14 protein-coding genes, 1 tRNA gene and 1 pseudogene are annotated in these 24,065 nt (G+C 62.2%); 11 read left to right on the forward strand and 5 right to left on the reverse strand.

The genetic code is table 11. The features are described 5' to 3' along the window. Window positions 1-2 precede the first annotated feature (2 nt). Window positions 3-2,327 carry a DUF6541 family protein gene (locus tag L1C91_RS05220; protein WP_234858322.1) on the forward strand — a complete coding sequence of 775 codons (2,325 nt, stop codon included), beginning with the start codon at window positions 3-5 and terminating at the stop codon, window positions 2,325-2,327. Between the two features lie 58 nt (window positions 2,328-2,385). Beyond that, window positions 2,386-3,609, forward strand: coding sequence for a type VII secretion protein EccB (eccB, locus tag L1C91_RS05225; RefSeq protein ID WP_234858323.1), 1,224 nt, complete (start codon window positions 2,386-2,388; stop codon window positions 3,607-3,609). On the opposite strand, the gene L1C91_RS05230 is transcribed toward eccB, so the two are convergent. The 3 genes from L1C91_RS05230 to L1C91_RS05240 are packed head-to-tail and all read right to left on the reverse strand — an operon-like array spanning window position 3,592 to window position 8,328. Then, window positions 3,592-5,043, reverse strand: a complete 1,452-nt coding sequence (locus L1C91_RS05230; protein ID WP_234858324.1) for a class I adenylate-forming enzyme family protein — start codon at window positions 5,041-5,043, stop codon at window positions 3,592-3,594. The genes eccB and L1C91_RS05230 overlap by 18 nt on opposite strands. Further along, window positions 5,040-6,971, reverse strand: coding sequence for an ATP-dependent DNA helicase (locus L1C91_RS05235; RefSeq protein WP_234858438.1), 1,932 nt, complete (start codon window positions 6,969-6,971; stop codon window positions 5,040-5,042). The genes L1C91_RS05230 and L1C91_RS05235 overlap by 4 nt, the downstream gene beginning before the upstream one ends. Window positions 6,972-7,011: 40 nt before the next feature. Beyond that, window positions 7,012-8,328, reverse strand: a complete 1,317-nt coding sequence (locus tag L1C91_RS05240; RefSeq protein ID WP_419178708.1) for a nicotinate phosphoribosyltransferase — start codon at window positions 8,326-8,328, stop codon at window positions 7,012-7,014. 33 nt (window positions 8,329-8,361) lie between these two features. On the opposite strand from L1C91_RS05240, the gene clpS reads away from it, so the two are divergent. The 7 genes and pseudogenes from clpS to rdgB all read left to right on the forward strand — a co-directional run. Next, entirely contained in the window at window positions 8,362-8,700 is a 339-nt protein-coding gene (clpS, locus tag L1C91_RS05245; protein WP_020975620.1) for an ATP-dependent Clp protease adapter ClpS, read from the forward strand. Between the two features lie 75 nt (window positions 8,701-8,775). Continuing rightward, complete coding sequence (locus L1C91_RS05250; RefSeq protein ID WP_020975621.1) at window positions 8,776-9,318, forward strand: DUF2017 domain-containing protein; 543 nt, start codon at window positions 8,776-8,778, stop codon at window positions 9,316-9,318. Then, window positions 9,308-10,279 carry a P1 family peptidase gene (locus L1C91_RS05255; RefSeq protein ID WP_234858326.1) on the forward strand — a complete coding sequence of 324 codons (972 nt, stop codon included), beginning with the start codon at window positions 9,308-9,310 and terminating at the stop codon, window positions 10,277-10,279. The genes L1C91_RS05250 and L1C91_RS05255 overlap by 11 nt, the downstream gene beginning before the upstream one ends. Continuing rightward, window positions 10,276-11,118, forward strand: a complete 843-nt coding sequence (gene murI / locus L1C91_RS05260) for a glutamate racemase (protein ID WP_234858327.1) — start codon at window positions 10,276-10,278, stop codon at window positions 11,116-11,118. Before L1C91_RS05255 ends, murI begins: the two co-directional genes overlap by 4 nt. A gap of 61 nt (window positions 11,119-11,179) precedes the next feature. Beyond that, window positions 11,180-11,968 (forward strand): MBL fold metallo-hydrolase, encoded by a 789-nt coding sequence (locus tag L1C91_RS05265; protein ID WP_234858328.1) that lies wholly within the window; start codon window positions 11,180-11,182, stop codon window positions 11,966-11,968. Between the two features lie 25 nt (window positions 11,969-11,993). Then, window positions 11,994-12,728 (forward strand): ribonuclease PH, encoded by a 735-nt coding sequence (gene rph / locus L1C91_RS05270; protein WP_234858329.1) that lies wholly within the window; start codon window positions 11,994-11,996, stop codon window positions 12,726-12,728. Further along, window positions 12,728-13,351 (forward strand): annotated as a pseudogene (gene rdgB, locus L1C91_RS05275) (RdgB/HAM1 family non-canonical purine NTP pyrophosphatase); the annotation flags it as partial. The gene rph and the pseudogene rdgB, both read left to right, overlap by 1 nt. Before the next feature lie 186 nt (window positions 13,352-13,537). Here the strand turns inward: rdgB and L1C91_RS05280 are convergent. Beyond that, a complete protein-coding gene (locus L1C91_RS05280) occupies window positions 13,538-13,945 on the reverse strand; it encodes a DUF3817 domain-containing protein (protein WP_234858330.1) in 408 nt (135 codons plus the stop codon). A 15-nt stretch (window positions 13,946-13,960) separates the two neighbouring features. Continuing rightward, on the reverse strand, window positions 13,961-14,341 hold the full coding sequence (locus tag L1C91_RS05285; RefSeq protein WP_234858331.1) for a hypothetical protein: 381 nt from the start codon (window positions 14,339-14,341) through the stop codon (window positions 13,961-13,963). Between the two features lie 63 nt (window positions 14,342-14,404). Between L1C91_RS05285 and L1C91_RS05290 the strand changes: the two genes are divergently transcribed. Both L1C91_RS05290 and L1C91_RS05295 read left to right on the forward strand, forming a co-directional pair. Beyond that, window positions 14,405-14,486, forward strand: a tRNA-Leu gene (locus L1C91_RS05290). A 404-nt stretch (window positions 14,487-14,890) separates the two neighbouring features. Further along, complete coding sequence (locus tag L1C91_RS05295) at window positions 14,891-24,034, forward strand: type I polyketide synthase (protein WP_234858332.1); 9,144 nt, start codon at window positions 14,891-14,893, stop codon at window positions 24,032-24,034. Window positions 24,035-24,065: the final 31 nt, after the last annotated feature.

A 24,065-nucleotide genomic window follows, 5' to 3' on the forward strand; every position in this document is an offset into this window, starting at 1 on the left:
GCATGTCTTTGCTTTGGGCTGTCCTTATCGCAACCGCGGCGTTTATGCTGCCTGGGCTTGTGCTCAGCTGGTTGTCGGGCTTAAAGCTGCCAGCTGCGACCGCGGCGTCTGTACCCGTCACCTTTGGTGTGTATGGGCTGGCAGCGTGGCTGTATGGCGTGATGAATATTCGTTATGACGTCGCGAGTGTTGCGGTGTTCTTTGCTGTTTCTGTTCTCGTGGCGGGGCTGTGGCGTTGGGCGGTGGATCGTAAGAAGCTCCGCAGTCTTCGTGCGGGTGAACTCGAGTGGAAGCAGCAGTGGAAGCTTAAGTTGAGGCCCACGTGGGAGGGCGCTTTTTGGGTCTTGCCGGCGGTGGGAACACTAGCCGGGGCAGGGCTGCTTGGGTGGCGTTCGCTGTGGCTGCTGGACCAGCGCGGGGTGGAGTCCATTTTCCAGGGCTGGGATGTGCATTGGCATGCCAGCGTGCTGCGTTTCATCTCCAACACTGGGGTGGCTGCGCCTCAGCGCATGGGGGAGTTGCAAAATGTTGAAACCCACGGGATGGCCTACTACCCGACGGGGTGGCATGCGGGGGCGTGGATTGCTGGCGACCTAGCGCACTTGAGCCCTATCGCTGCGACCAATGTGGCGGGTATTTTGATTCCGGCGTTGGCCCTGCCGATGAGTATGGCGGTGCTGGCGTGGCGGATCATGGCCAGCCGGGGTCTCACGGCTCAGATTGCGGCCGGATTCGCCCCGATTATTGTCGTGGCCATTCCGGCAATGTACTGGGTGGGGATCTTCATCGGTGCGTGGCCGTATCTGGCGGCGTTGTGCATGGTGGGCTCCACGCTGTGGTTGTTCACCTCCTGTGCTGCAGCTCCTCGCAGGATCCTCGCCGCGGCTGTGGCTTTTGCCGGTTGTTTCCAAACCCATCCCGCTGCCGTCACCGTCGTTGTTGTGGGCGTTGCCCTGTGGTGGCTGTTGTGGGCGCTGCCCGCACCACAGACCCAGCTGTCCACTGAAGGTCGCGCCCCCTGGCTACTGCGTCGACTGGCCGACGTTGGGGCTTTAGCCGCGGCAGGTGGTTTGGGCACGGTGTTGGTGTTGCCTCAGATCATCGCGGGAAACACCCAGACCGAAGAAGTGCAGGCTTTTAACAACTACGAGGCGATCACCCGCCAAGAGGCGTGGGAGATGGTGCTGACCCTACAAACCCGCCACGCGGGTGATTTTGGGGCCAATGAGCCTTTGCTGTGGGCTGCGGCAGCGGGCGGCGTCATTATCCTTTTGTGGCGCCGTAATGTGTGGGCTCCGCTGATGTATGTGCTGATGGTCGGCGCGACCGTGAACTCGCTCGTTCCTTTCGAAGGCACCATCCACAACATTTTGTGGGCGTATGGGTCGATGCACTACAACGTCAACAGCCGTTTGGTGATGCCTGTGGCGATGTTGACTGCGGCGTCGGCAGCGATTGCGATCGCCTCCGTGGGTCGCTTGATCGTGTGGGTTCTGCTCCGTCGTTGGCAGCGGGTGTGCGCGATTGTTTCGGTGCTCGCCGCACTCGGTGGTGGCGCTGTGCTCGCCAACAAGGCCTACGCCGATACGGTGGATGCGAGCGTGTTCGGTATCGTCGCCGCCCGCGATAACCGCCTGACTAGCGAAGCTGACCTGCGTGCCTTCGACTGGTTGGCCAAGCAACCCAAGGCGTTCGAGGGGCGCATCCTGACCAACCCAGCCGAGGGCAGCGGCTGGATGTACGCCTACAACAACCTGCCCGCGCTGTTCCGTCACTATGTGTGGCCGGATGCCAAACCTGGCAGCGATACTCTGGCTGCCTACTGGGCGACGGACAAACTGGGCCGCGGGAACTTCGACGACCCGGACGAGGCCAACGCGGTAGACATTGCGGTCGACAATCTGGACATCAACTACATCATGGTGTCGCCACCGTCGTTCTGGTGGTTCCAATTCCCGATGGAATCCTTGGAGTATGGCCTGTGGACCACCCCGGGCACGACCTTGGTTTACCACGACGGTGACGTGCGTATCTTCGCGGTCAACAAGCACTTCACCGACGCGCAGATTAATGCGATGCGCGATAGTGGTGATTCGCCGACCCCCTTGCCGCACCACCCGACGATGGGGGAGCTTGGGATCGCGAAGGACCCGGCGGATGCAAACAAGCCCTACTACCACCGTTGGAAGACCAACAATAACCCCTTGAAGGAATACCCTTACGACTGGTCGGATATGTATTCCGCTCGCCAGTTCGAGGCAACGAATGCTGCTATCGAGGCAAACCAGCAGGCTGTGTTGGATGCGTTGAAGGAGCGCGAAAAGTAGCAAGTTTTGCTACCCTGTGGGCGTAGCACTTGTTCTTTTTGGGGGATTCGGGGGTCCTATGGTTCGTTCGACCACTAAAGCCCAGGTTAGTGGGCATAAGTTTATGCAGCGCAGGGCGGAGCACGGCCTTGTGTTGGGGGACATCCGCATGATTGATGATCCTTTGGCGCGGCGCCGCAAGGCGGTCATTGGTGGCAGCGTGGTGTGCGCTGTGGTGGGTTTGGGGGCTGTGGCTTTGGCGTTCTTCCGGCCTCAGCATGACCCAGGTGATGCGATGGTGTTTGCCCATGGCGGCACGACGTATGTGCGGGTGGAGTCGGTGGTGCATCCGGTGGTGAATCTGACGAGTGCGCAGTTAATTGCGGGCGAGCCGGTGGAGCCTGCTCGCGCCAGTGCGCAGTATATTTCTGCTGCGTCGAAGGGCGCGCCGGTGGGGATTGCGGATGCCCCTCAGCGTATTTTTCCGGGTGATGACGCCGCGGGGCTTGCGTGGAGCGCGTGCATGTCGCCGGATGGCACGATGGGTGTTGAATATGGGGTCGCGCCGCAGCGTATGGCGGAGGGGTGGGCGTTGTTGGGTGTGGTGCCCGATGGGACTCAGTATGTAATTGATGCCGATGGCAGGGTGGAGTTGCCTGCGCTGGATAGTACCGAGGGGCGTGCGATTCGGCGCGTGTTGGATACGCGGGGTGCGACGCCTGCGCGGCTCAGCCCGGAGTTTGTTGCGACGATTCCCGAGAAGCCTCCGGTGGTGTTGCCGCCGGGCCCGTGGGAGATTATTGAAGAGCAGGGGAGTTTTTGGCTGGATAATCCCAGTGGTGTGCAGGCGTTGACGCAGACTCAGGTGGATGTGCTGGTGCTGTTGGGTGCGAAGGTTCGTCAGGGCCAGGCTCCGGATAGTGTGCGGATTGCGGATGCGGAGGACCGTTTGGTTCTCCCGTCGCAGCGGTATCAGTGGGTGGATCCGGATACGACGGAGGTGTGTGCGACAGAGGGCTCTTTTGTGTCGGTGCGTTCGGATCCTCAGCCTGCTGCTGCGGCAGTGGTGGGCAAGGCCCATGCGGATTCGTTTAGGGCTCAGATTGCGGGTGCCGTGGCCGTGTGGACGGAGGCAGGGTTGTATGCGGTGACGGAGTCTGGGCGGGTGCATCTGATCGAGCCGGAGGCCGCTGCGGCGTTGGGTGTGGAGGGCGCGCAGGCTCAGGCGCCGTGGCCGATTTTGAGTTTGTTGCCTAGGGGCTCGACGCTTAGCCGCCAGGCGGCGTTAGAGTTCGCGTCGTAGGGTTTTGCCGGCGGCGCTGCGGGGGATGGCGTCGACGATGCGTAGGGCGCGGGGTAGTTCGTAGCGTCCCAGGTGGGGGTCTAGTGCCCGCTGGAGTTGCTCCAGTGTGAGGTTCGCTGGCTTGGGGCTGACGAGGGCTGCTGCCGGGATTTCCTCTCCGCTTGATGACGTCGCGGGGTAGACGGCGCAGTCATCGCACAGGCCTGCGGCGGTGATGGCATGCTCGACCCGGTAGGGGTTGATGGAAAAGCCGTTGTATTTGATGAGTTCTTTGACGCGGCCGTGGATGTATACCTCGCCGTCTTCGCCGATGGAAGCCAGGTCGCCGGTGCGCAGCCAATCGCCGGTGTCGGGTTCGCCTTCGTAGCTGAGCATGATCTGCGGACCTTGGACCCAGAGTTCACCGGTGTGTCCGTTGGGCAGTGGGGTGCCGTCTTGGGGGTCGCGGATGCTGTGCATGGTGTGTGGCAGGGGATGGCCGATGGAAGCGAGGGGGTCGTCGTGGTGGCAGAGGTGGGTGACGGGGGAGGCTTCGGTGAGGCCATAGCCTTGGTAGATCTTTGCACCGGTGTTGGTTTCGGCTTGTTTTGCGATAGTGGGGTCGAGGGGTGCTGCGCCGGAGATCACCACCGTGAGGGAGGAAAAGTCGGCTTGCGCGGTGGCAAGCATCCGGGCTAGGGGCGGAGCGATGAAGGACACGGTGGGGCGGAAGCGTGCGTGGTCGTCCAGGAATTCCTTGGGGGAGAAAGGCTTGGTGACCACGCGGCATTTCATGGCTAGTGGCACGTTGAGCAGCACTGTCAGTCCATAAATGTGTGACAGCGGAAGGACGGAGAGCACGGTGGTGCCTGGCTGCCAGGGGGCGACAGCTGCGAATTGCGCAACGTTGGCGGCGAGGTTGGCGTGGCTGAGCCGCACCGGCTTTGGCAGGGAGGTCGTGCCGGAGGAAAAAGGCAGGGCGGCAACATCCGTTCCGCTGCGCGGGGCAGGGGTCTCAAGACGCCGCGGGTGTTGGCGCAGGCGCGCCAGTTCTGCTTCGTTGATGGCGAGTACCGCCCCAGAGCGTTCGTAGAAGTAGCTGGTGTCCGGCACTTGCGGCACGGGCATGGCGATGCAGCCGGCGGCGAGCACAGCGTGGAAGGCGATTGCGAACCCACATCCGTTGGGCAACTCGATGCCGACAACTGTGCCTCTCAAGCGGTCAGGACTGCTCGTGGGTTCCGCCTGGCCGTGCACCACGTCAAGCCGATCGATAATGCCCGCGGCGACGGTGAGGACTTCATCGTGGAACTGCCCGTAGGTGAGTTGCTCATGGGCGTCGACGAGTGCTGGTGTGTTCCACCACTTCTCGCGCCCTTCCTCAGGGAAGAGGACATCCCACAGGCGTGCAGCCAGGGGTATTTCTGCCGCGCTGCTTGTGTGCGTCCGTGTCACTGCGCCACCAACCGTTTCAACGCTTGGGTGACAACGTCGGGGTCATGCGTGGGCCAAAAGCTTGGCATAGAGGAGCGGATAAACGAGCCGTAGCGTTTTTCCACCAGCCGCTTGTCCAACACAGCGACGACGCCGCGGTCGTCGACGGAACGCAATAGACGCCCGGCCCCCTGCGCCATGAGCAGTGAGGCGTGGGTTGCTGCAACTTCCATGAAGCCGTTGCGGCCCGCGGCGTCAGCAGCTTCCTTTCTGGCTTGCAATAGGGGATCGTCTGGCCGTGGGAAAGGAATTTTATCGATGATGACCAAAGAGCACGACCGGCCCGGCACGTCGACGCCCTGCCACAGGGTGAGCGTGCCAAACAAACACGTGTTTTCGCTATCGGCAAAGCGCTTGACCAGCGCGGGGATGGTGTCGTCACCCTGGCAGAGGATGTCGAAAGGCAGGCGCTTGCGCATCTCTGCGGCGGCCTGCTCTGCTGCACGGCGGGATGCGAACAGCCCCAAGGTGCGCCCACCGGCCGCCATGATCAACCCAGCTATTTCGTCCAAAGTTTCCGGTGCAAGACCATCGCGCCCCGGCTCCGGAATATGGCGGGGCGTATACAAAATGCCCGCCTTGCGAGGATCGAAGGGCGTGCCAGCATCCAACCCATCCCACGTGCCCTTCGGCAAACCCCACGCCGCAGCCAACGCATTGAAATTGCCGCCAACGCTCAACGTCGCGCTGGTCAACACCACTGTGTTGCAGTCAAACAGGCGATCGGCAAGCAAACCAGCCACCGATAGCGGCGCAACCTTGAGAGTCTTGTTATTCAGCCACAACACGTCACGCGTTTTATCCGGTGGCGCCTCCAGCGTGTCGAACATCCGCACGATCCCCTCGTGCAGCTCCAACAAATGGTTGGCCAGGTTCTGACGCTCAGCAGCACGCTCTGGATCGTTTTCTGATTCATCCGGGGCAGCACCACCGCGGATCTTCTCACGCAACCGCATGAGAGTATCGCGCACACCCACCAACGTGTCCTGAACATGCTCAGTGAGCTCCAACAAACGCCCCTGCTGCTCAAGCTGCAGCATGTCGGCGAGCTCATCCGCCAGCCCCTTGAGATCATCAGCAGCCTTAGCAGCAGGATCGAGCTTCGCCGCACGATTAGCAGCCAACACCAACGCCTGCGCCGACAACTCCGTGGTGGCCACAGCAGTAATGCGAGCGTCGAGCTCGTGTGCCTCATCGACAATCACGACGTCATGCTCCGGCAAAATATTGGCCTCCGCCAACGCATCAATCGCCAGCATCGCATGGTTGGTGACAACCACATCAACATCAGAGGCCTCCGCACGGGCCTTCTCTGCGAAACAATCCGCACCAAAAGGACAACGCGAGGCACCAATGCACTCCTTAGCGGTCACAGACACCGCCTTCCACACAGTGTCCGGCACACCCGGGGTGAGGTCATCGCGATCGCCCGTGTCTGAATCCTGGGCAAAATCCCGCACCCGCTGCATGTGCGCACCCAACTCCGTCAACTCCACCGGGGAGCCAGAATCCAGGCTGGGTTGCGCGGCGTCATCAGCCTCCGCCTGCCCCACCCGCTGCAGACACACATAATTACTGCGGCCCTTAACAATCGCAAACGACGGCGTGCGATCAACCACCCCATCAAGAGCCTCCACCAAACGCGGCAAATCCCTGCCCACCAGCTGGTTCTGCAACGCAATCGTCGCAGTCGACACCACCACCGTGGAATCCGTACGCTGCGCATGCTCAATAGCCGGCACCAAATAAGCCATCGACTTACCCGTACCCGTACCAGCCTGCACCGCTAGATGCCGGTGGGTCGCCAACGCGCGCGCAACCGCGTTGGTCATTCGTACCTGCCCCTCGCGCCGGGCACCGCTGATGTGCTCAACGACGTGGGACAGCATCGCCTCGGGCGAATTGTAGGTGCGGGTAGACACAACCCTTTTAGAAGCCTAGGAAACGAGTCGACAGGGCGGGCTCGTCACGCGACAACGCCAATCCTTCCCACGGAAGAGAGACCAGCTGAGCAGCCAAATGCTCACGCGATTGCTCGAGAGTCGGCAAACCCTCCACCCGGCGGCCATCACGCATCAACGGACGGGTCAGTTCGCGAGCGGTCACGCTCGGGCTGCCTGCAGGAGGCTCCACGGTGTCAAAAGGCACAACAACCTCTTCCACCGCAGTACCGGTGCGACGGTGCATACGGAAACCACGCTTGCCGCCACCCACATTCTTCTTATTGCGGCTGCGCTTGGCCACAGGATTGCCTTCAACCTCCACAATCTTGTACACCATGCCGGCAGTCGGCACACCCGAACCATTGACCACCGACGTACCCACACCAAACACATCGATCGGGTCCCCACGCAAACCAGCGATCGTGAACTCATCCAAATCAGAAGAGACAACAATCTTGGTATTGGTATTGCCCAGGTCGTCCAGTTGCTGGCGCACCTGTCGGGTCAACACACCCAGATTGCCCGAGTCGATACGGACACCGCCAAGCTCCGGGCCAGCAACCTTCACTGCTGTTTCTACACCCTTGGCAATGTCGTAGGTGTCCACCAACAACACAGTGCCCTTACCCAGCGACTCGACCTGAGAGCGGAACGCGGCCTCCTCATTGGGGCTGCCATCGGGATTGACATGCAACAACGTCCACGCGTGCGCAGCGGTGCCAGAAGCCGGAATGCCGTAACGGTGCGCCGCCTCCAAGTTTGACGTCGCGTCAAACCCCGCCAAATAAGCTGCGCGGGAGGAAGACACAGCAGCGTACTCGTGGGTGCGGCGAGAACCCATCTCAATGATCGGACGCCCATCAGCAGCCGTCACCATACGCGCCGCAGCCGAGGCCACCGCAGAATCGGAGTTCATGATCGACAAGATCACAGTCTCCAAAATCACGCACTCGGCAAAAGTGCCACGGATCGTCAAAATCGGGGAATAGGGGAAGTACAGCTCGCCCTCGGCATAGCCGTCCACCTGGCCAGAGAAACGGTAATTGCGCAGATAATCCAACGTGACGTCATCAAGAAAATCGAGGCTGGCCAGCTGCTCCTCGGTAAAGACAAAGTCCTCAATAGCGCGGACAACGCGGGCTGTACCAGCAACAACCCCGTATCGGCGCTCGCCATTAAGGCGGCGGGCGAATACCTCAAAGGTGCACTGGCGATGGGCACTGCCATCGGCAAGCGACGCCTGAAGCATCGTCAACTCGTACTTGTCAGTCAACAGGGCACTTGAACGCTGTGTGGAAGTCACCCCGATCATTCTACTATAGATATGATCTAGGGCATGACTTCCGCTACAGAGAAGACCCCCGCGGCCCCACGCCTAGCCCAAGGCAACGGAGCAAGCCCGACCCCGCTGCTCGAAGAAGTCGTCGAGGTAGCCCCCAGCGAAAACCTTCCCTGGATGTGTATCGTCTGGGACGACCCCGTCAACCTCATGAGCTACGTGACCTACGTATTCATTTCCATCCTCGGCTACGACCCCAAGCGAGCGCACGAACTAATGATGCAAGTTCACACCGAAGGCAAAGCCGTCGTCAGCTCCGGAGAACGCGACAAGGTGGAATCGGACGTCAAAAAGCTCCACGCTGCTGGCCTCTGGGCCACCATGCAGCAAGCCTAAGCGGGCCTCAACACGTTCACAACACAGTCGCAGCAACACGAAACACACCACAAAAAAGGGAAGAGCGTACACACTATGGAAGCCTGGTCCTCGCAAGGCGGCCGCGTCCGTCCACTCCGCTACGTCACCGTGTTTGACCCCATGGAGCGCGAAATTTTGGGCGACGCCGCAGCCCACCTGTGCGAAACGTTGATCAAACGCGTCCGTTCCGCCCCCAAGGATGAGCTTGCGGAGCTCACCGGCATGCCCAGTGGCCACAAGGAAGCCCCAGCCGACCCCGGCATGGCGCGCCTGTTGCCCGATTTCGAACGCGAAGGTGACGAAGAGTACGAGGGTGACAATTCCCTCCTGCGTTCCCTGCACGAGCAGGACATCTGCCGCGAGAAAATCGTCGGCCTGATGGCTATCACTAATGCGCTGGGGCCCGACGGTTCGGTGCGCGTAGAGGTCGACCCGGATGAGGTGCACAATTGGCTGCGCGCACTTAATGATCTGCGCCTGTACCTGTCGGAGACCGACACTCGCGTGCCCTCTGACGACATGGTCAGCCGGGAATTCTTCATCGAATGGTTGGCGTTTTGCCAGGAGTCCTTGCTGGAGGTGCTCCTTGGCCGTTGAGTTGCTGCCAGGCATTGGGGTCGGTCACGTCACTCATGACGCCACGGGGGTGACTGCTGTCGCCTGTCCTGCGGGCGCCTTCGCCGCTGTCGATGTGCGCGGGGGTGGTCCAGGTACCCGCGAGACCGACCTGCTGGAGGCGCACAACACCGTCCAGCAGGTGCATGCGGTGATGTTGGCCGGCGGTTCGGCCTATGGTTTGGCGGCGGCCGATGGTGCCATGCAGGAGTTAGAGCGCCAGGGGATCGGTTTTAAAGTTCTTGATGACGTCGCGGACTCACCGATCGTGCCTATCGTTCCGGCCGCAGTGATTTTTGACCTGCTGGTGGGCGATCCCAGCATCAGGCCCACCCCCGCGGATGGGGCGGAGGCTGTGCGCCGGGCATGCAGCGTCTTAGAGCAGGAGGGTGCTGACGCAGCCGCTGCTGACGAGGGGGCCGAGTGCGGATCGGTGGGTGCTGGGCGTGGCGCCACAGCCGGGGTTGTGCGCGGCGGCTACGGGCAAGCAATCGTCGCCAGCGCCGAGGGCTACAGCGTTGCCGCCTGCGTTGTTGCCAACCCGGTGGGCTCCGTGGTCGATCCCAACACCGGCGCCGTGTACTGCCGGCCTGACGAACACGTCGACCTTGAGGCGTTTAAAGCATTGCCGCCGCTGGGAACCAAACTCAACACCACCATCGGCGTGGTCGCAACGGACGCACCATTGACCAAAGCCCAGGCCAAACGCCTAGCAATGTGTGCCCACGACGGGCTAGCCCGCGCTGTCCGCCCCTCGCACTCCCCACTGGACGGGGACACCTTCTTCGCGCTTGCTACCGGTGACGGTCGCGGCGTCAACATCCCGACACTTGGCGCGTTGTGCGCAAGCGCGGCTGATGCCGTATCCGAAGCTATTGCCCAGGCCATTTTCAATGCGGAGCCGGGGGAGAACCAGACCAGCCTGAAGGAGATCCTCAAGTGAGCACCGACAACACCGACAGCACCAGCCACACCGATCACGCCGGTAATAATGCGCCGATTGGCATTTTTGATTCCGGTGTCGGCGGGCTGACTGTCGCCCGCTCCATCGTCGACCAGCTGCCAGGCGAATCCATCATCTACATCGGCGACACCAAAAACGGACCCTATGGGCCGCTACCGATCCAACAAACACGCGAGCACGCCATGGCCATCGCCGACGAGTTAGTAGAGCGCGGCTGCAAAATGATCGTCATCGCCTGCAACACTGCCTCCGCAGCCTTCTTACGTGATGCTCGGGAACGCTACGACGTGCCCGTGGTGGAAGTGATCGTCCCCGCCGTGCGACGCGCAGTCGCGGCAACACGCAATGGGAAAATCGGCGTCATCGGAACCATCGGAACAGTAAATTCCGGTGCCTACCAGGACCTATTCAACGCGTCCCCCCACGTTGAATGCTATGCCCAGGCCTGCCCCCGCTTCGTGGACTTCGTTGAAAAAGGCATCACCAGTGGCCGGCAGATCCTCGGCATCGCCCAAGCCTATGTGGAGCCGTTGCAGCAACACGGCGTCGACACCCTCGTGCTCGGCTGCACCCACTACCCCCTGTTGTCCGGCGTCATCCAACTAGCCATGGGTGACGGCGTCACCCTGGTGAGCAGTGCAGAGGAAACAGCCAAAGACGTGTTCAAAATCTTGAGCGAAACCGACATGCTCGCAGACCCCGATCATGTGGCCCGCAGAACCTTCGAATCCACCGGAGACCCCGAAATATTCGCCCAGCTCGCAGGCCGATTCTTGGGGCCAGCTGTGACCCAAGTGTCCCAATTAAAAGGTATGTGAAATTAGTTGGATAGAGCCCTTGTAATTCACTAAAAAGCCCCCAACATGAAACGATAGACACATGAAACTGAGGATTCTAGGATGTTCGGGCAGCGTCGGTGGCCCAAACAACCCTGCATCCGGGTACCTCATCCACGACGTAGAGGGACAAGACATACTCATCGACTGCGGACCCGGCATACTCGCAGAACTTCAACAAGTGGCCGACCCTTCCAGCGTCCACATGCTGTTCTCCCACCTCCACGCCGACCACTGCCTCGACTTTCCCTCCCTACTGGTCTGGCGTCGCTACCACCCCGAGCGCCCCAGTAAAGCCCGCACGCTGTGCCTCGGTCCCGTCGAAACCACCGAGCGCCTGGGTGGAATCAGCGCCGACACCTACGGTGAAATCGACGACTTTTCCGACACCTTCAACTTTCAACCCTGGCAGGCATACAAACCCGTCTTCGTTGACCGACTGAAGGTCACCCCCTACCCGGTCATCCACCCCGTGGAGACCTACGCGATGCGCATCGAGTGCCCCAAAATCGGCGCCATCGTGGCTTACTCCGGCGACAGTGCCTACACCGAGGAACTGATCGACTGCGCCCGTGACGCCGACTTCTTCCTCTGCGAAGCAACCTGGGGGGACACCAGCGAAGGCAAAGCCCCCGACATGCACCTGTCCGGTGCGGAAGCTGGCCGCATCGCCAAGCTTGCCGGCGCTAAAACACTGGTGCTTGTTCACATTCCCCCATGGGCGGATGCTGACGTCGCGAAAGCCTCTGCCGAAACCGAATTCGACGGCCCCGTCATCATCGGCACCGCAGGCATGCAGCTAGACAGCGACACCCGCGGCGTCGTTAATTAAAAGTGCCTCCGGTAGCCTGGAGGCCATGACTGATTTTCAACGCGCAGACGGACGCGCAGTAGACGAACTGCGCCCCGTCCGCATCACCCGCAACTTCACCTCCAACCCCGCCGGCAGTGTCCTGGTGGAGTTCGGCAACACCCGCGTCATGTGCACCGCATCCGTGGAAGAACGCATCCCGCGGTTCAAACTGGGCTCCGGTGAAGGCTGGCTGACTGCCGAATACTCCATGCTTCCTGCCGCCACCCACGAACGCATGCCCCGCGAATCCATGAAGGGCAAGGTCAAAGGCCGCACACACGAGATTTCCCGACTGGTCGGGCGTTCCTTGCGTGCTGCTGTTGATCTCTCCGAGCTGGGCGAAAACACCATCGCCATCGACTGCGATGTGCTGCAAGCCGACGGCGGCACCCGCACCGCATCCATCACCGGTGCTTATGTGGCGCTCGCGGACGCTATTGCAGAGCTGAAGCGACGCGGCGTCGTACCTGGCAACCCGCTGCTTGACCCCGTGGCCGCAGTCAGCGTTGGTGTGATCGACGGACGTGTGTGCCTGGATCTGCCTTACGAAGAGGACTCCCGTGCAGAAGTCGACCTGAATGTCGTGATGAATGCCGCCGGAAACTTCGTCGAAGTGCAGGGCACCGGTGAGGCCGGAACCTTCGATCGCGCACAGTTGGACGCCATGCTCGACAGCGCAACCGCTGGCTGCATGCAATTGATTGAGTTGCAGCGCAAGGCTCTGACGGAGGCGCTCTAATGCTGCTGCACGTCGCAACACACAACGCCAAGAAGCTTAAAGAACTCGCCAGGGTTTTGGAGGCCGCAGGGGTTGAAGGCATTGAGCTGGTGTCCTCTGAGGATCTGCTGGGCTACCCGGAACCCGTCGAAGACGGGCGTACTTTTGCCGACAATGCGCTCATCAAGGCGCGCGTGGGGGCGAAGGAAACCGGGCTGGTCACCTTGGCGGATGATTCCGGTTTGAGCGTGGACGAACTGGGCGGCATGCCCGGAGTATTGTCCGCACGCTGGTCCGGCAAGCACGGCGACGACGAGGCCAACAATGAACTGTTGCTCGCGCAAATGGCTGATGTTCCGGACAAGCGCCGTGCTGCCCAGTTTGTGTCCGTGTGTGCCGTCGTGACCCCCGAGGGCGACGAGTACCTGGAAAAGGGCGTGTGGAAGGGCCGACTAGTCCGCAAAGCAACAGGCGACAATGGCTTTGGTTACGACCCGCTGTTCATTCCCGAAGAAGAAGACGCACGCGTGGCCGGCACGGACGACAAGCCGCGTACCTCCGCCGAGTTGAGCGCGGAGGAAAAGGACGCACTGTCGCACCGGGGCAAGGCTTTGGCTGCGTTGGTGCCGGCCCTGGCGGAGCTCGCACGGGCTGCTGAACACAAGGGCGAGGGTGCAACCCCCGACAATGATGGTGCTTTGGCTGTCGCAACCCCCGAGGAAGCGGAAGGCGAAGACAATGACACCAACGCTAAGGGCAGCGAGGAGGACTAGCGTTTCGCTAGTCCTCCTCGGGGGAACTCTTTCTAGGAGCGGGGGCAGTGAGGCCTCTTAGGCCAGGTGGAATTGGGCGCGAACTTCCTTGCGGCGGTTGTGCTCCACGACGAAGGACAAGAAGGGGATGGTGCCGGCAAGGGCGGTGAGAATCCACCGGACAGGCTGCCAGCGTGCCTTCGTGCCTAGGTTGAGGGTGGCGACGAGGTACAGCATGTAGAACAGGCCGTGGAGCTGCCCGATGATGCGCGTCCAAGAAGGCATATCGATCCCGACGAGGTATTCAAGGATCATTCGGCCGGTGAGGATCAGCAACCAAATACCGGTCACCCAAGCAGCGGCGCTAAAGAGGGTGAGGGCTTGGGAGACGCGTTGCTGGCGGTCCTCCGTGATGGGGACACCGTCAGCTGTCGTTGCGGGGGTGGGATTGAGGTTATTGGGTTGTGAGTCAGCGGTATTAGTCATGATTGATCCTTAGGGCTAGTGTCCGCGTTTGCGTCGCGTCGGTGTGTTGATCTTGTTGAACGTTTCTATATCGATGGTGGGACGTTCCGGCAGTACAGAGGCGTCAAGCTCGGTGACGACTCCGCGCTCTGCGTCGAGTTGCTGTTGGCGTTCGACAGGGGACATGCCGGTGAGCCGCACCTCGTCTTCGTATTCGCCTAATTTTTTGTAGGCGTAGATGAAGAATGCGCCGAAGGCTGGCCACTGGAGGGCATAGCCTAGGTTTTGGAAGGAGCCGGAGCCGGATTGGAACCGAGTCCATTGCCACCACGCTAACCCCAGTGTGGCGATGACGCCGAGCACAACGATGAGCAATCGCCACGGGTGCGATTGCTTCTGTGTCTTGTTGGGATTCACGACATCCAAGGATACCCGTTTGCGTGCGGTAGTCACTTAGTGGTTTAGTATGTAGTGCGTTATGCGCCTGTGGCGGAATTGGCAGACGCGCTGGATTTAGGTTCCAGTGTCTTATGACGTGGGAGTTCAAGTCTCCCCAGGCGCACTTTTAACCCCGCCGGTACTTTTGTGCCGGCGGGGTTTGTGCTTGCGTTGACTCGCCGCGTGCGGGCAGCCGCGCACTGTGTGGCGCGGTGCGGCGGGAGGGGGAGTGTGGGGCTGCGCCATGTGGCAAGTGTGGCAGGCGCCGTCGGGCAGCGTCAATGTTAGATGACTCACGAAAACAACGAAAGCTGCACAAAATATGACTATTCCCTCAAGTTTTATGCAATAGTGGAAAAGTTAAAACTTGAGGCATTCGTCATGTTCTATATCTCGCGCTAGCGAGACAACGGCAACGCTCGGAAGTCGAAAGGTTTAAAACCAGCCCGCACGCTGCGACAACCCGCGGCGAACACGCACGCTGCGGAAAAGTAAAGAACAACAACCACATGGGAGACGACTTTCACCGTGACCACGAATCTGCACGCTTTTGGAACTGACCGACTACTGGATCGCCTGGGCAGCCAGCCTTTCGCTTTGGCTTTCGCAGGCCAGGGTTTTGATTGGCTGTCCACCTTGGCGCAGGCGACTGCCGCTGGGGCGGGTAGTGATGTTCAAGACATTGTTGACGCCGCGGGCGATCTGCTTGCTCCCGTTGCCGCTGAGGTTGCTGCCTCCCGCCCCTTTGGTTTCGCGCCGGTGGATTGGGCGAAGGCCATGCAGCAGGAGAGTGCGCCTACGTATGATTTCGCGCAGGCTGCGGTGAGTGTGCCGGGCATTTTTGTGTCCCAGTTGGCGGTGTTGAACAACTTGGAGGCGCAGGGGTTGCCGATTGAAAATGCGGTGGCTGCTATTGGCCATTCGCAGGGTGTGTTGGGCAAGTATTTGCTCGCTGACCTGCTGAATCCGGCGCCTATTTTGGCGATCGCGGAGCTGGTTGGTGTGTGCGTGACGCACCAGGCTCGCAAGGTCGGTTTGATCCAGAATGGTGATGTTGAGCAGCAGGGCACGATGCCGATGTTGCTGATCCAGGGTATTAGCCGCGAGAAGCTGCAGACTGCGATTGATCAGCTGTTTGATGCAAGCTATGAGCTGCGCCCGCAGATTGGTCTGCGTAATGGTTTCGATGCTTATGTGTTGGTGGGCACGCCTGAAGACGTCGCGCGGGTTCAGGATGTGCTGGCGGCGTGGGCGGCCAAGGATGCGCAGGCGATTGCGGACAAGCTCAAGGGGGGCACTCCGTTTAATCCGACGTTTATTCCGTTGAATGTGCAGGTGGGTTTCCACCACACTGCGTTGATTCCTGCAGTGGATCGCGTGGTCAAGCTAGCCGAGGCGTGTGGCTTGGATACCGATCTGGCGCGCAGTATCGCCGAGGATGTCATGGTCAATCCTGTGGATTGGGTTGTTGATGTCAATAGTGCTGTTGATGCCGGGGCCCGGTGGATTTTTGATGTCGGCCCGGGTGGCGGTGTCGATATGCTCACCGCCCCAATTGTTGCTGGTTTGGGTGTTGGTTCTTTCGCGATTGATTCCGCTGAGGGGCAGGCCCGTTTGTTTGACTTGGGTCAGCCGTTGGAGTTGCCGACTGCGTGGTCGCGTTTCGCGCCGCGTGTGGAGCAGGTGGATGGACGTACTCGTGTGGTCACCAAGTTCACTGAGCTTACGGGGCGTTCCCCGATGCTGCTTCCGGGTATGACGCCCACGACTGTTGACCCAGAGATCGTCGCTGCCGCGGCGAATGCTGGCCACTGGGCGGAGCTTGCTGGTGGCGGCCAGGTGACTCCGGAGATCCTCGAGGGCAACCTGACGAAGCTGCAGCAATTGTTGGAGCCGGGCGTGAATGCCCAGTTCAACTCTATGTTCTTGGACCCGTATCTGTGGAAGATGCAGATCGGCGGCAAGCGCCTGGTGGCGAAGGCCCGCGCGAATGGCGCTCCGATCGACGGTGTTGTGGTCACCGCCGGCATGCCGGAGCATGACGAGGCCGTAGTGCTTGTCCACGAGCTGCGCACTGCGGGCTTCCCGTGGGTTGTCTTCAAGCCCGGCGCGATCAAGCAGATCACTAATGTGTTGGCGGTTGCTCGTGCGGTGCCGAATATTCCGATCATTATTCAGGTGGAGGGCGGCCGCGCGGGTGGTCACCACTCGTGGGAGGACCTGGATGATCTGCTGTTGGCGACCTATGCTGATATCCGCGCGTGTGACAACGTTGTGTTGTGCGTGGGTGGTGGTATTGGTACGCCGGAGCGCGCTGCGGATTACATCACGGGCGAGTGGGCGCGTGCCTATGATCGTCCGCTGATGCCGGTTGATGGCATTTTGCTGGGTACCGTGACGATGGCGTGTAAAGAGGCCAAGACGAGCGATTCTGTGAAGCAGCTGCTGGTTGACACTCAGGGTGTTGACGAGTGGATTGGCGCGGGGCATGCGAAAAATGGCATGGCGTCTGGCCGTTCGCAGTTGGGTGCGGATATTCACGAGATTGATAATTCTGCGGCGAAGGCTGGCCGTTTGCTTGATGACGTCGCGGGGGATGAGGCCGCGGTTGCCGCCCGACGCGCGGAGATTATTGAGGCTATCGGCAAGACTGCGAAGCCCTATTTTGGTGACCTTGAGGCGATGACTTATGCCGAGTGGTTGGGCCGTTACCTTGAGCTGTCTGGCCCTACCGAGGAGTACCCGAATTGGGTGGATGTTAGTTGGCAGCGTCGTTTTGAGCAGATGGTTGCCCGTGCGGAGGCTCGCCTGAATCCGCAGGATAAGGGCGAGTTTGAGGCGCAGGTTGATGTGGCGGGTGAGCCCCGCGGCGTCATCAATCGGTTGGAGGAGCTCTACCCGCAGGCGGCGACGCAGTTGTTGCATCCGGCGGATGTGGCGTGGTTTGTGAAGCTTGCGCGCACCCCGGGTAAGCCGGTGAATTTTGTGCCGGTCATTGATAAGGATGTGCGTCGTTGGTGGCGTTCGGATTCTTTGTGGCAGGCGCAGGATCCGCGTTATGACGCCGATCAGGTGTGCGTGATCCCTGGTACGGAGGCTGTCGCTGGTATCACCGTGAAGGATGAGCCGGTTGCGGATCTGTTGCAGCGTTTCTGTGATGTCTCTGCCGAGCGTGTGCAGGCGTTGGCGGCGCAGTCGGATGAGCCGCAGGCAGATGCTGCGGGGATTGAGGCGCGCGACGTCGTCACCCATGTGTTGCATGCGCCGGGTACGTTCTGGGCTGGTCGTAATACTGGGTCGTTGGTGGCGCGCATTGGCGAGCCCAGCCAGTGGACTATCACTGATGACGCCGCGGGGGACGGCGCCGGCGCGGGTGCTGTGGCTGTGCACAAGGCCACGGGTGCGCAACTGCGTGCCTTAGATGAGACGCATGCAGAGTTGATTGCGCCGATCGGGGGCGCTGGCACTACTGGTGGTGCTCAGTTGCGGATCCGTTTGACGGCTGATCCCTCCCAGCCGCACGTCGTGCCGGTGGTCACCCAGGAGGACGCGGAGGCCGCAATGGGCGAGCTCACCCGCGTTGCGGCTGGCGGGACCCTGGCGGAGGTCGACGGTGGGGTGGCACGCGCGCAGGCGCAGATCACCGAGGACCTGATCGCCCAGTACAACACGGTCACGCAGTCCTTCCTGCCGGGTGAGATCCGGGCGAGCGGCACTGCACCCGATGTGTTGGTGGGCTTGGCGTGGCCGGCGGTGTTCGCGGCTGTGAAGGCTGCCGTGATCCCGGGTACGGACGCAGCTTCAGTGGTTGAAGGCATGCTGTCGCTGGTGCACCTGGAGCACCACCTGAAGCTGGTGGAAGAGACCCTGCCTGCAGCCGGCACGAGCGTCGATATTGAGGCGCGTGCGGAGGAAGTAAGCGATACGGACATGGGGCGCATCGTCGTTGTCCGCGCCCGACTGAGCCAGAATGGCCAGCCGGTGGCAACACTGAGCGAACGTTTCGCCATCCGTGGTCGCGGCGGCAAGGCTGTTGCCCGCACCAATACTTCTATTCTGCCGAGCGTGGTGGACACGCCGCGTTCCTTCCGCGCGCAGGCATCTGTGACTGCGCCGCAAGATATGACGAGTTTCGCGATCGTTACCGGCGACCGCAACCCCATCCACGTCTCCGATACTGCGGCCGCGTTGGCCGGGTTGCCGGGTGTGATCGTTCACGGCATGTGGACCTCTGCCATCGCGGAACTGATCGCCGCCGGTGCTTACGCCGGCGAGCAAGGCCCCGCAACCCGTGCTAGCCGCGTGGTGGAATACACAGCCACCATGCTCGCCCCGATCCTGCCCGGTGCCCGCATCGAGTTTGTGGTGGAGCGCGCCGGTGTTGACAACCGCCCGGGCTGCGGCGAGGTCCGCGAGGTCACCGCGACGGTCGACGGCAACCTTGTGCTGAAGGCTACGGCTGTGATGGCGGCGCCTACCACCTTCTATGCTTTCCCCGGCCAGGGCATCCAATCCCAGGGCATGGGTATGGACGCCTATGGTCGTTCCGCTGCTGCCCGCGGCGTGTGGGATCGTGCGGATGCGCACACCCGCGCCAAGTTGGGCTTCAGCGTGCTGGAGATCGTGCGGAACAACCCGGTTGAGGTTGTCGTGCAAGGGGAGCGTTTCTACCACCCAAAGGGCGTGCTGTTTTTGACGCAGTTCACCCAGGTCGCGATGGCTACTTTGGGTGTGGCGCAGGTGGCGGAGATGCGCGAGGCCTCTGCCCTGAATCAGAGGGCGTTTTTCGCCGGCCACTCGGTGGGCGAATACAACGCCTTGGCCGCCTACGCGGGCGTGCTGTCGCTGGAGTCGGTGGTGGAGATCGTTTACCGCCGCGGCCTCACCATGCACCGCCTTGTCGAGCGCGATGAGCAGGGCAATTCTAACTATGGTCTTGCAGCGTTGCGCCCGAACAAGATGGGTCTGACGGCCGATAACGTCGCGGAGTTTGTCGCCCAGGTGTCGAAGCAGTCCGGCGAGTTTTTGGAGATCGTCAACTACAACCTGGCCGGTCTGCAGTACGCGGTGGCCGGCACGGTTGCTGGCCTGAAGGCGTTGGGGGCTGCGGCGGAGTCGAAGGCCCCAAGCCAGCGCGCGCTGATCATGATCCCCGGCATCGACGTGCCCTTCCACTCCAGTGTGCTGCGCGATGGTGTCGCTGATTTCCGCGAGCACCTGACCAACCTACTGCCGGATCGCATCGACCTTGAGGTTCTGCTGGGCCGTTACATTCCCAACCTTGTGGCCCGCCCGTTCGAGCTGTCGCTTGGGTTCGTCGACGCCATGCGCGAGGTTGTGGATTCGCCTTTGCTTGATGACGCCGCGGAGTTCTTCGCCTCACGCGGGGATCAGGTTGTCGGTTTGGAGGATCAGGATGATCCTGAGGTGCAGCGTGTCGCCCGCACCATGTTGATTGAGTTGCTGGCGTGGCAGTTTGCATCCCCCGTGCGCTGGATCGAGACCCAAGATTTGGCGTTGACCACCCTGGGCGGACACGGTGTGGACCGTTTTGTTGAGGTCGGTGTGGGCTCTGCCCCGACGCTTGCGAACATGATGGGCCAGACGTTGCGCTTGCCGCAGTATGCGGCGAAGGCTGCGTCGGTGGAGGTGCTCAACGTCGAGCGTGAGCGCGCGATTGTGTTTGCAAGCGATGAGGTCACCCGCGACGTCATTGTTGAGCAGCAGCAAGAGGCCCCGATGGCCGAGGTCCGCCACACCACCAACCAGGCGCTGGCCGCAACCGAAACCCCCGAAACCCCGGCGGCACCCGCGGCCCCTGCCGGTGGGGAGCGCCCCGCAGACATCGCCTTCACCCCCGCAGATGCGACCGAACTTCTGATCGCCCTGTGGACGAAGGTCCGCCCCGACCAGATGGCCCCCGCCGACAGCATCGAGGCCCTGGTAGAGGGCGTGTCGTCGCGCCGCAACCAGCTGCTACTCGACCTGGGCGTGGAGTTCGGCTTGGGCGCCATCGATGGTGCCGCCGACGCTGAACTGTCCGACCTGAAGGTCACCGTGACCAAGATGGCCAAGAGCTACACCGCCTTCGGCCCCGTGCTCAGCGACGCGACGGCCGACGCACTGCGCCGCATCACCGGCCCCACGGGCAAACGCCCCGCCTATGTTGCAGAGCGCGTGACGGGCACCTGGCAGCTTGGCCAGGGCTGGGCCGATCACGTCGTCGCAGCTGTGGTCACAGGTTCCCGCGAAGGCGCATCCTTGCGCGGCGGGGATCTGGCCACCTTGAGCCCCGCCAGCCCCTCCAACGCCGGCGAACTCGATGCGCTTATTGACGCCGCGGTCGCCCAGGTCGCAGCCAACCATGGCGTGTCCGTGGGCTTGCCTTCCGCAGGTGGCGCCGGTGGTGGCGTGGTGGATTCCGCCGCGCTGGGCGCGTTCGCCGAGCAGGTCACCGGCAAGGCTGGCGTGTTGGCGGAAACCGCGCGCACCATCCTGGCGCAGTTGGGCCTCAACCACGTGCCGCAGACCGAAGGCCTCTCCGAGGACGAGGCCGACGAGAAAATCTTCGAGCTGATCTCCCGCGAACTGGGCTCCGATTGGCCCCGCCAGGTCAGCCGCGCCTTCACCCCCGAGCGCGCCGTTTTGCTGGATGACCGCTGGGCGTCCGCCCGTGAAGACCTCGCCCGCCTGGCAACCGGTGCCGTTGATGCTGCACAGATGGACGCGGCGTCATTCACCGGAGCAGGCGAAGCCGTCGCAGCCCAAGCCGACTACTGGGGCTTAAGCGCACACGCAGCCGCAGCGCGCGACACCCGCAACCTGCCTTTGGCTGATGACGTCGCGGTGGTCACCGGCGCATCACCGAACTCCATCGCCGCATCGGTGGTGGCTAACCTTCTGCAACAGGGCGCAACGGTTGTTGTGACCACCAGCTCGCTTGGGCATGCGCGCCTGGGCTACTACAAGGACCTGTACCGCAACAACGCCCGCGGCAACGCGGCACTGTGGGTGGCCCCCGCGAACCTGTCCAGCTACGGTGACCTCGATGCCCTGATCGAATGGATCGGCAACGAACAAACCGCCACCGTCAACGGGCAGAAGAAGCAGCTCAAGCCGGCACTCGTGCCGACCCTGCTGTTCCCCTTCGCCGCCCCGCGCGTCATGGGTACCCTGGCAGACGTCGGCCCCCGCGCCGAAAACGAAATGCGTCTGCTGCTGTGGTCGGTGGAAAAACTCATCGCCGGCTTGAGCGAGATCGCCGCCGACACCCACGTCGGCCGCCGCATGCACGTCGTCCTTCCGGGATCGCCCAACCGTGGTCGCTTCGGTGGCGACGGTGCCTACGGCGAAGCGAAAGCCGCCCTCGATGCGCTGGTCACCCGCTGGTATGCGGAACCCGTGTGGGGTAACCGCACCAGCCTCGTCCACGCACACATCGGATGGGTACGCGGAACCGGCCTGATGGGCGGAAACGACCCCCTAGTCGACGCCGTCGAAGCCGCAGGCGTGACCACCTACTCCACCGAGGAAATGGCAGAAAAGCTCGTCGCACAAGTCACCGCTGATGTGCGCGAACAGGCCGCTACCGGCCCCGTCACCGTTGACTTCACCGGTGGTTTGGGCGAAGCCGACCTCGACCTTGCACAGCTGGGCCGCGACGCACAACGCGCGGCAGACGCGGCGTCAACAACCGAAGATGCAGAGCCCACCCGGGTGCTGACCGCGCTGCCCAACCCGTACGCGCCGCCAGCAGCAACCAGCCTGGACTTCTCCAAGGCCACCCGCAGCCTCGACGAGATGGTTGTCATCGTCGGCGCCGGCGAACTCGGCCCCTACGGTTCCTCCCGCACCCGCTTCGACGCAGAACTATCCGGCGACCTTTCGGCTGCCGGCGTGATCGAACTGGCCTGGTCCATGGGCCTGATCAACTGGGACAACGGCTGGGTCATCACCGATGGTGGCGAAGAAATCGACGAAGCCGACATCTACGCACGCTTCCACGACGAGGTCCTGGGACGCGTCGGTGTGCGCCGCTACCACGATGATTTCGGCATGGTCGACAACCTCGCCCCCGAACTGACCACCATCTACCTCGACCAGCCGCTGAGCTTCCAGGTCGCATCCAAGGAAGATGCACGCACCTTCGTCGACTCCGAGGACGGCACCACCGCACACGTCGACCCGGAGACAGGGGAGTGGATCGTCACCCGCCCCGCAGGCTCCGCCGTCCGCGTGCCCCGCCGCATGGCCATGAGCCGCTTCGTCGGCGGTCAAATCCCCGAAGGCTTCGACCCCAAGGTGTGGGGCATCCCCGCAGACATGGCCGACAATTTGGACCGTGTCGCCTGCTGGAACCTCGTCTGCACCGTCGACGCCTTCCTCTCCAGCGGTTTTACCCCCGCAGAGATCATGCGGGCCATCCACCCCACCCGCGTATCCTCCACCCAAGGCACCGGCATGGGCGGCATGGAATCCATGCGCAGCCTCTACATTGACCGTCTGCTGGCGGAACCCCGCGCCAACGACATCCTGCAGGAAGCCCTGCCCAACGTCGTGGCCGCACACGTCATGCAGTCCTACGTCGGCGGCTACGGGCAGATGATCCACCCGGTCGCCGCCTGTGCCACCGCAGCAGTGTCCGTGGAGGAGGGCATGGACAAGATTCGACTGGGCAAGGCAGACTTCGTCGTCGCCGGCGGTCTCGACGACCTATCCATCGAAGGCATCACCGGTTTCGGCGACATGGCGGCAACCGCACCCTCCGGGGAGCTCGCAGCCAAGGGCATCGAGGAGCGCTACTTCTCCCGCGCCAACGACCGACGCCGCGCAGGGTTCGTTGAATCCGCAGGTGGCGGCACCATTTTGCTGGCCCGCGGTTCCGTTGCTGCGCAGCTCGGCCTGCCCGTCCACGGCGTCGTCGCGTTCGCAGAATCCTTCGCCGACGGAGCACACACATCCATCCCCGCGCCGGGCTTGGGTGCACTGTCTGCAGCCCAGGGTGGCTCGCAGTCCCGCCTGGCTGTGGCATTGCGCGACCATGGTGTGTTCGCCGATGAGGTGTCGATCATCTCCAAGCACGACACCTCTACCACTGCCAACGACCCCAACGAGTCCGATCTACACGAGCGCATCGCCGCATCCTTGGGCCGCGCCCAGGGCAACCCCTTGTTCGTGATCTCGCAGAAGACTCTGACGGGCCACGCCAAGGGTGGTGCCGCAGCTTTCCAGATCATCGGCCTGACCCAGGTGCTGCGTGGTGGGGTGATCCCGCCGAACCGTTCCCTGGATTGCGTCGATCCGGTATTGGCTAAGCACCAGCACCTGGTGTGGTTGCGTCAGCCCTTGGCTTTCCAAGCTAAGGCCGGCTTGGTCACCTCTTTGGGCTTCGGCCACGTGTCTGCGCTGATCGCGATTGTTCACCCGGATCTGTTCGTGCAGTTGGCCAGCCGCGTCAACCCGGACTATGCCGAGCAGGCTGGCAGGCGCGAACGGGCAGGTTACGCCCGCATTGTGTCGGCGATGTATGGTGGCGATCCGCTGTACACCCGCCCCGTGGATCGCAACCTCGGAGCCAGCGGTGATGCCGCGAAGGAGCGCGAAGCCGCAGTGCTGCTGGATCCGGCTGCGCGCCTGGTAGACGGCGTATTGCGCACCAGTAGCGAGCTCTAGCCGAGCATCTATTCGCTAGTGTTTAACCGCC

This window comes from Corynebacterium argentoratense (assembly GCF_021491455.1).
Classification (GTDB): Bacteria; Actinomycetota; Actinomycetes; order Mycobacteriales; family Mycobacteriaceae; genus Corynebacterium; species Corynebacterium argentoratense_A.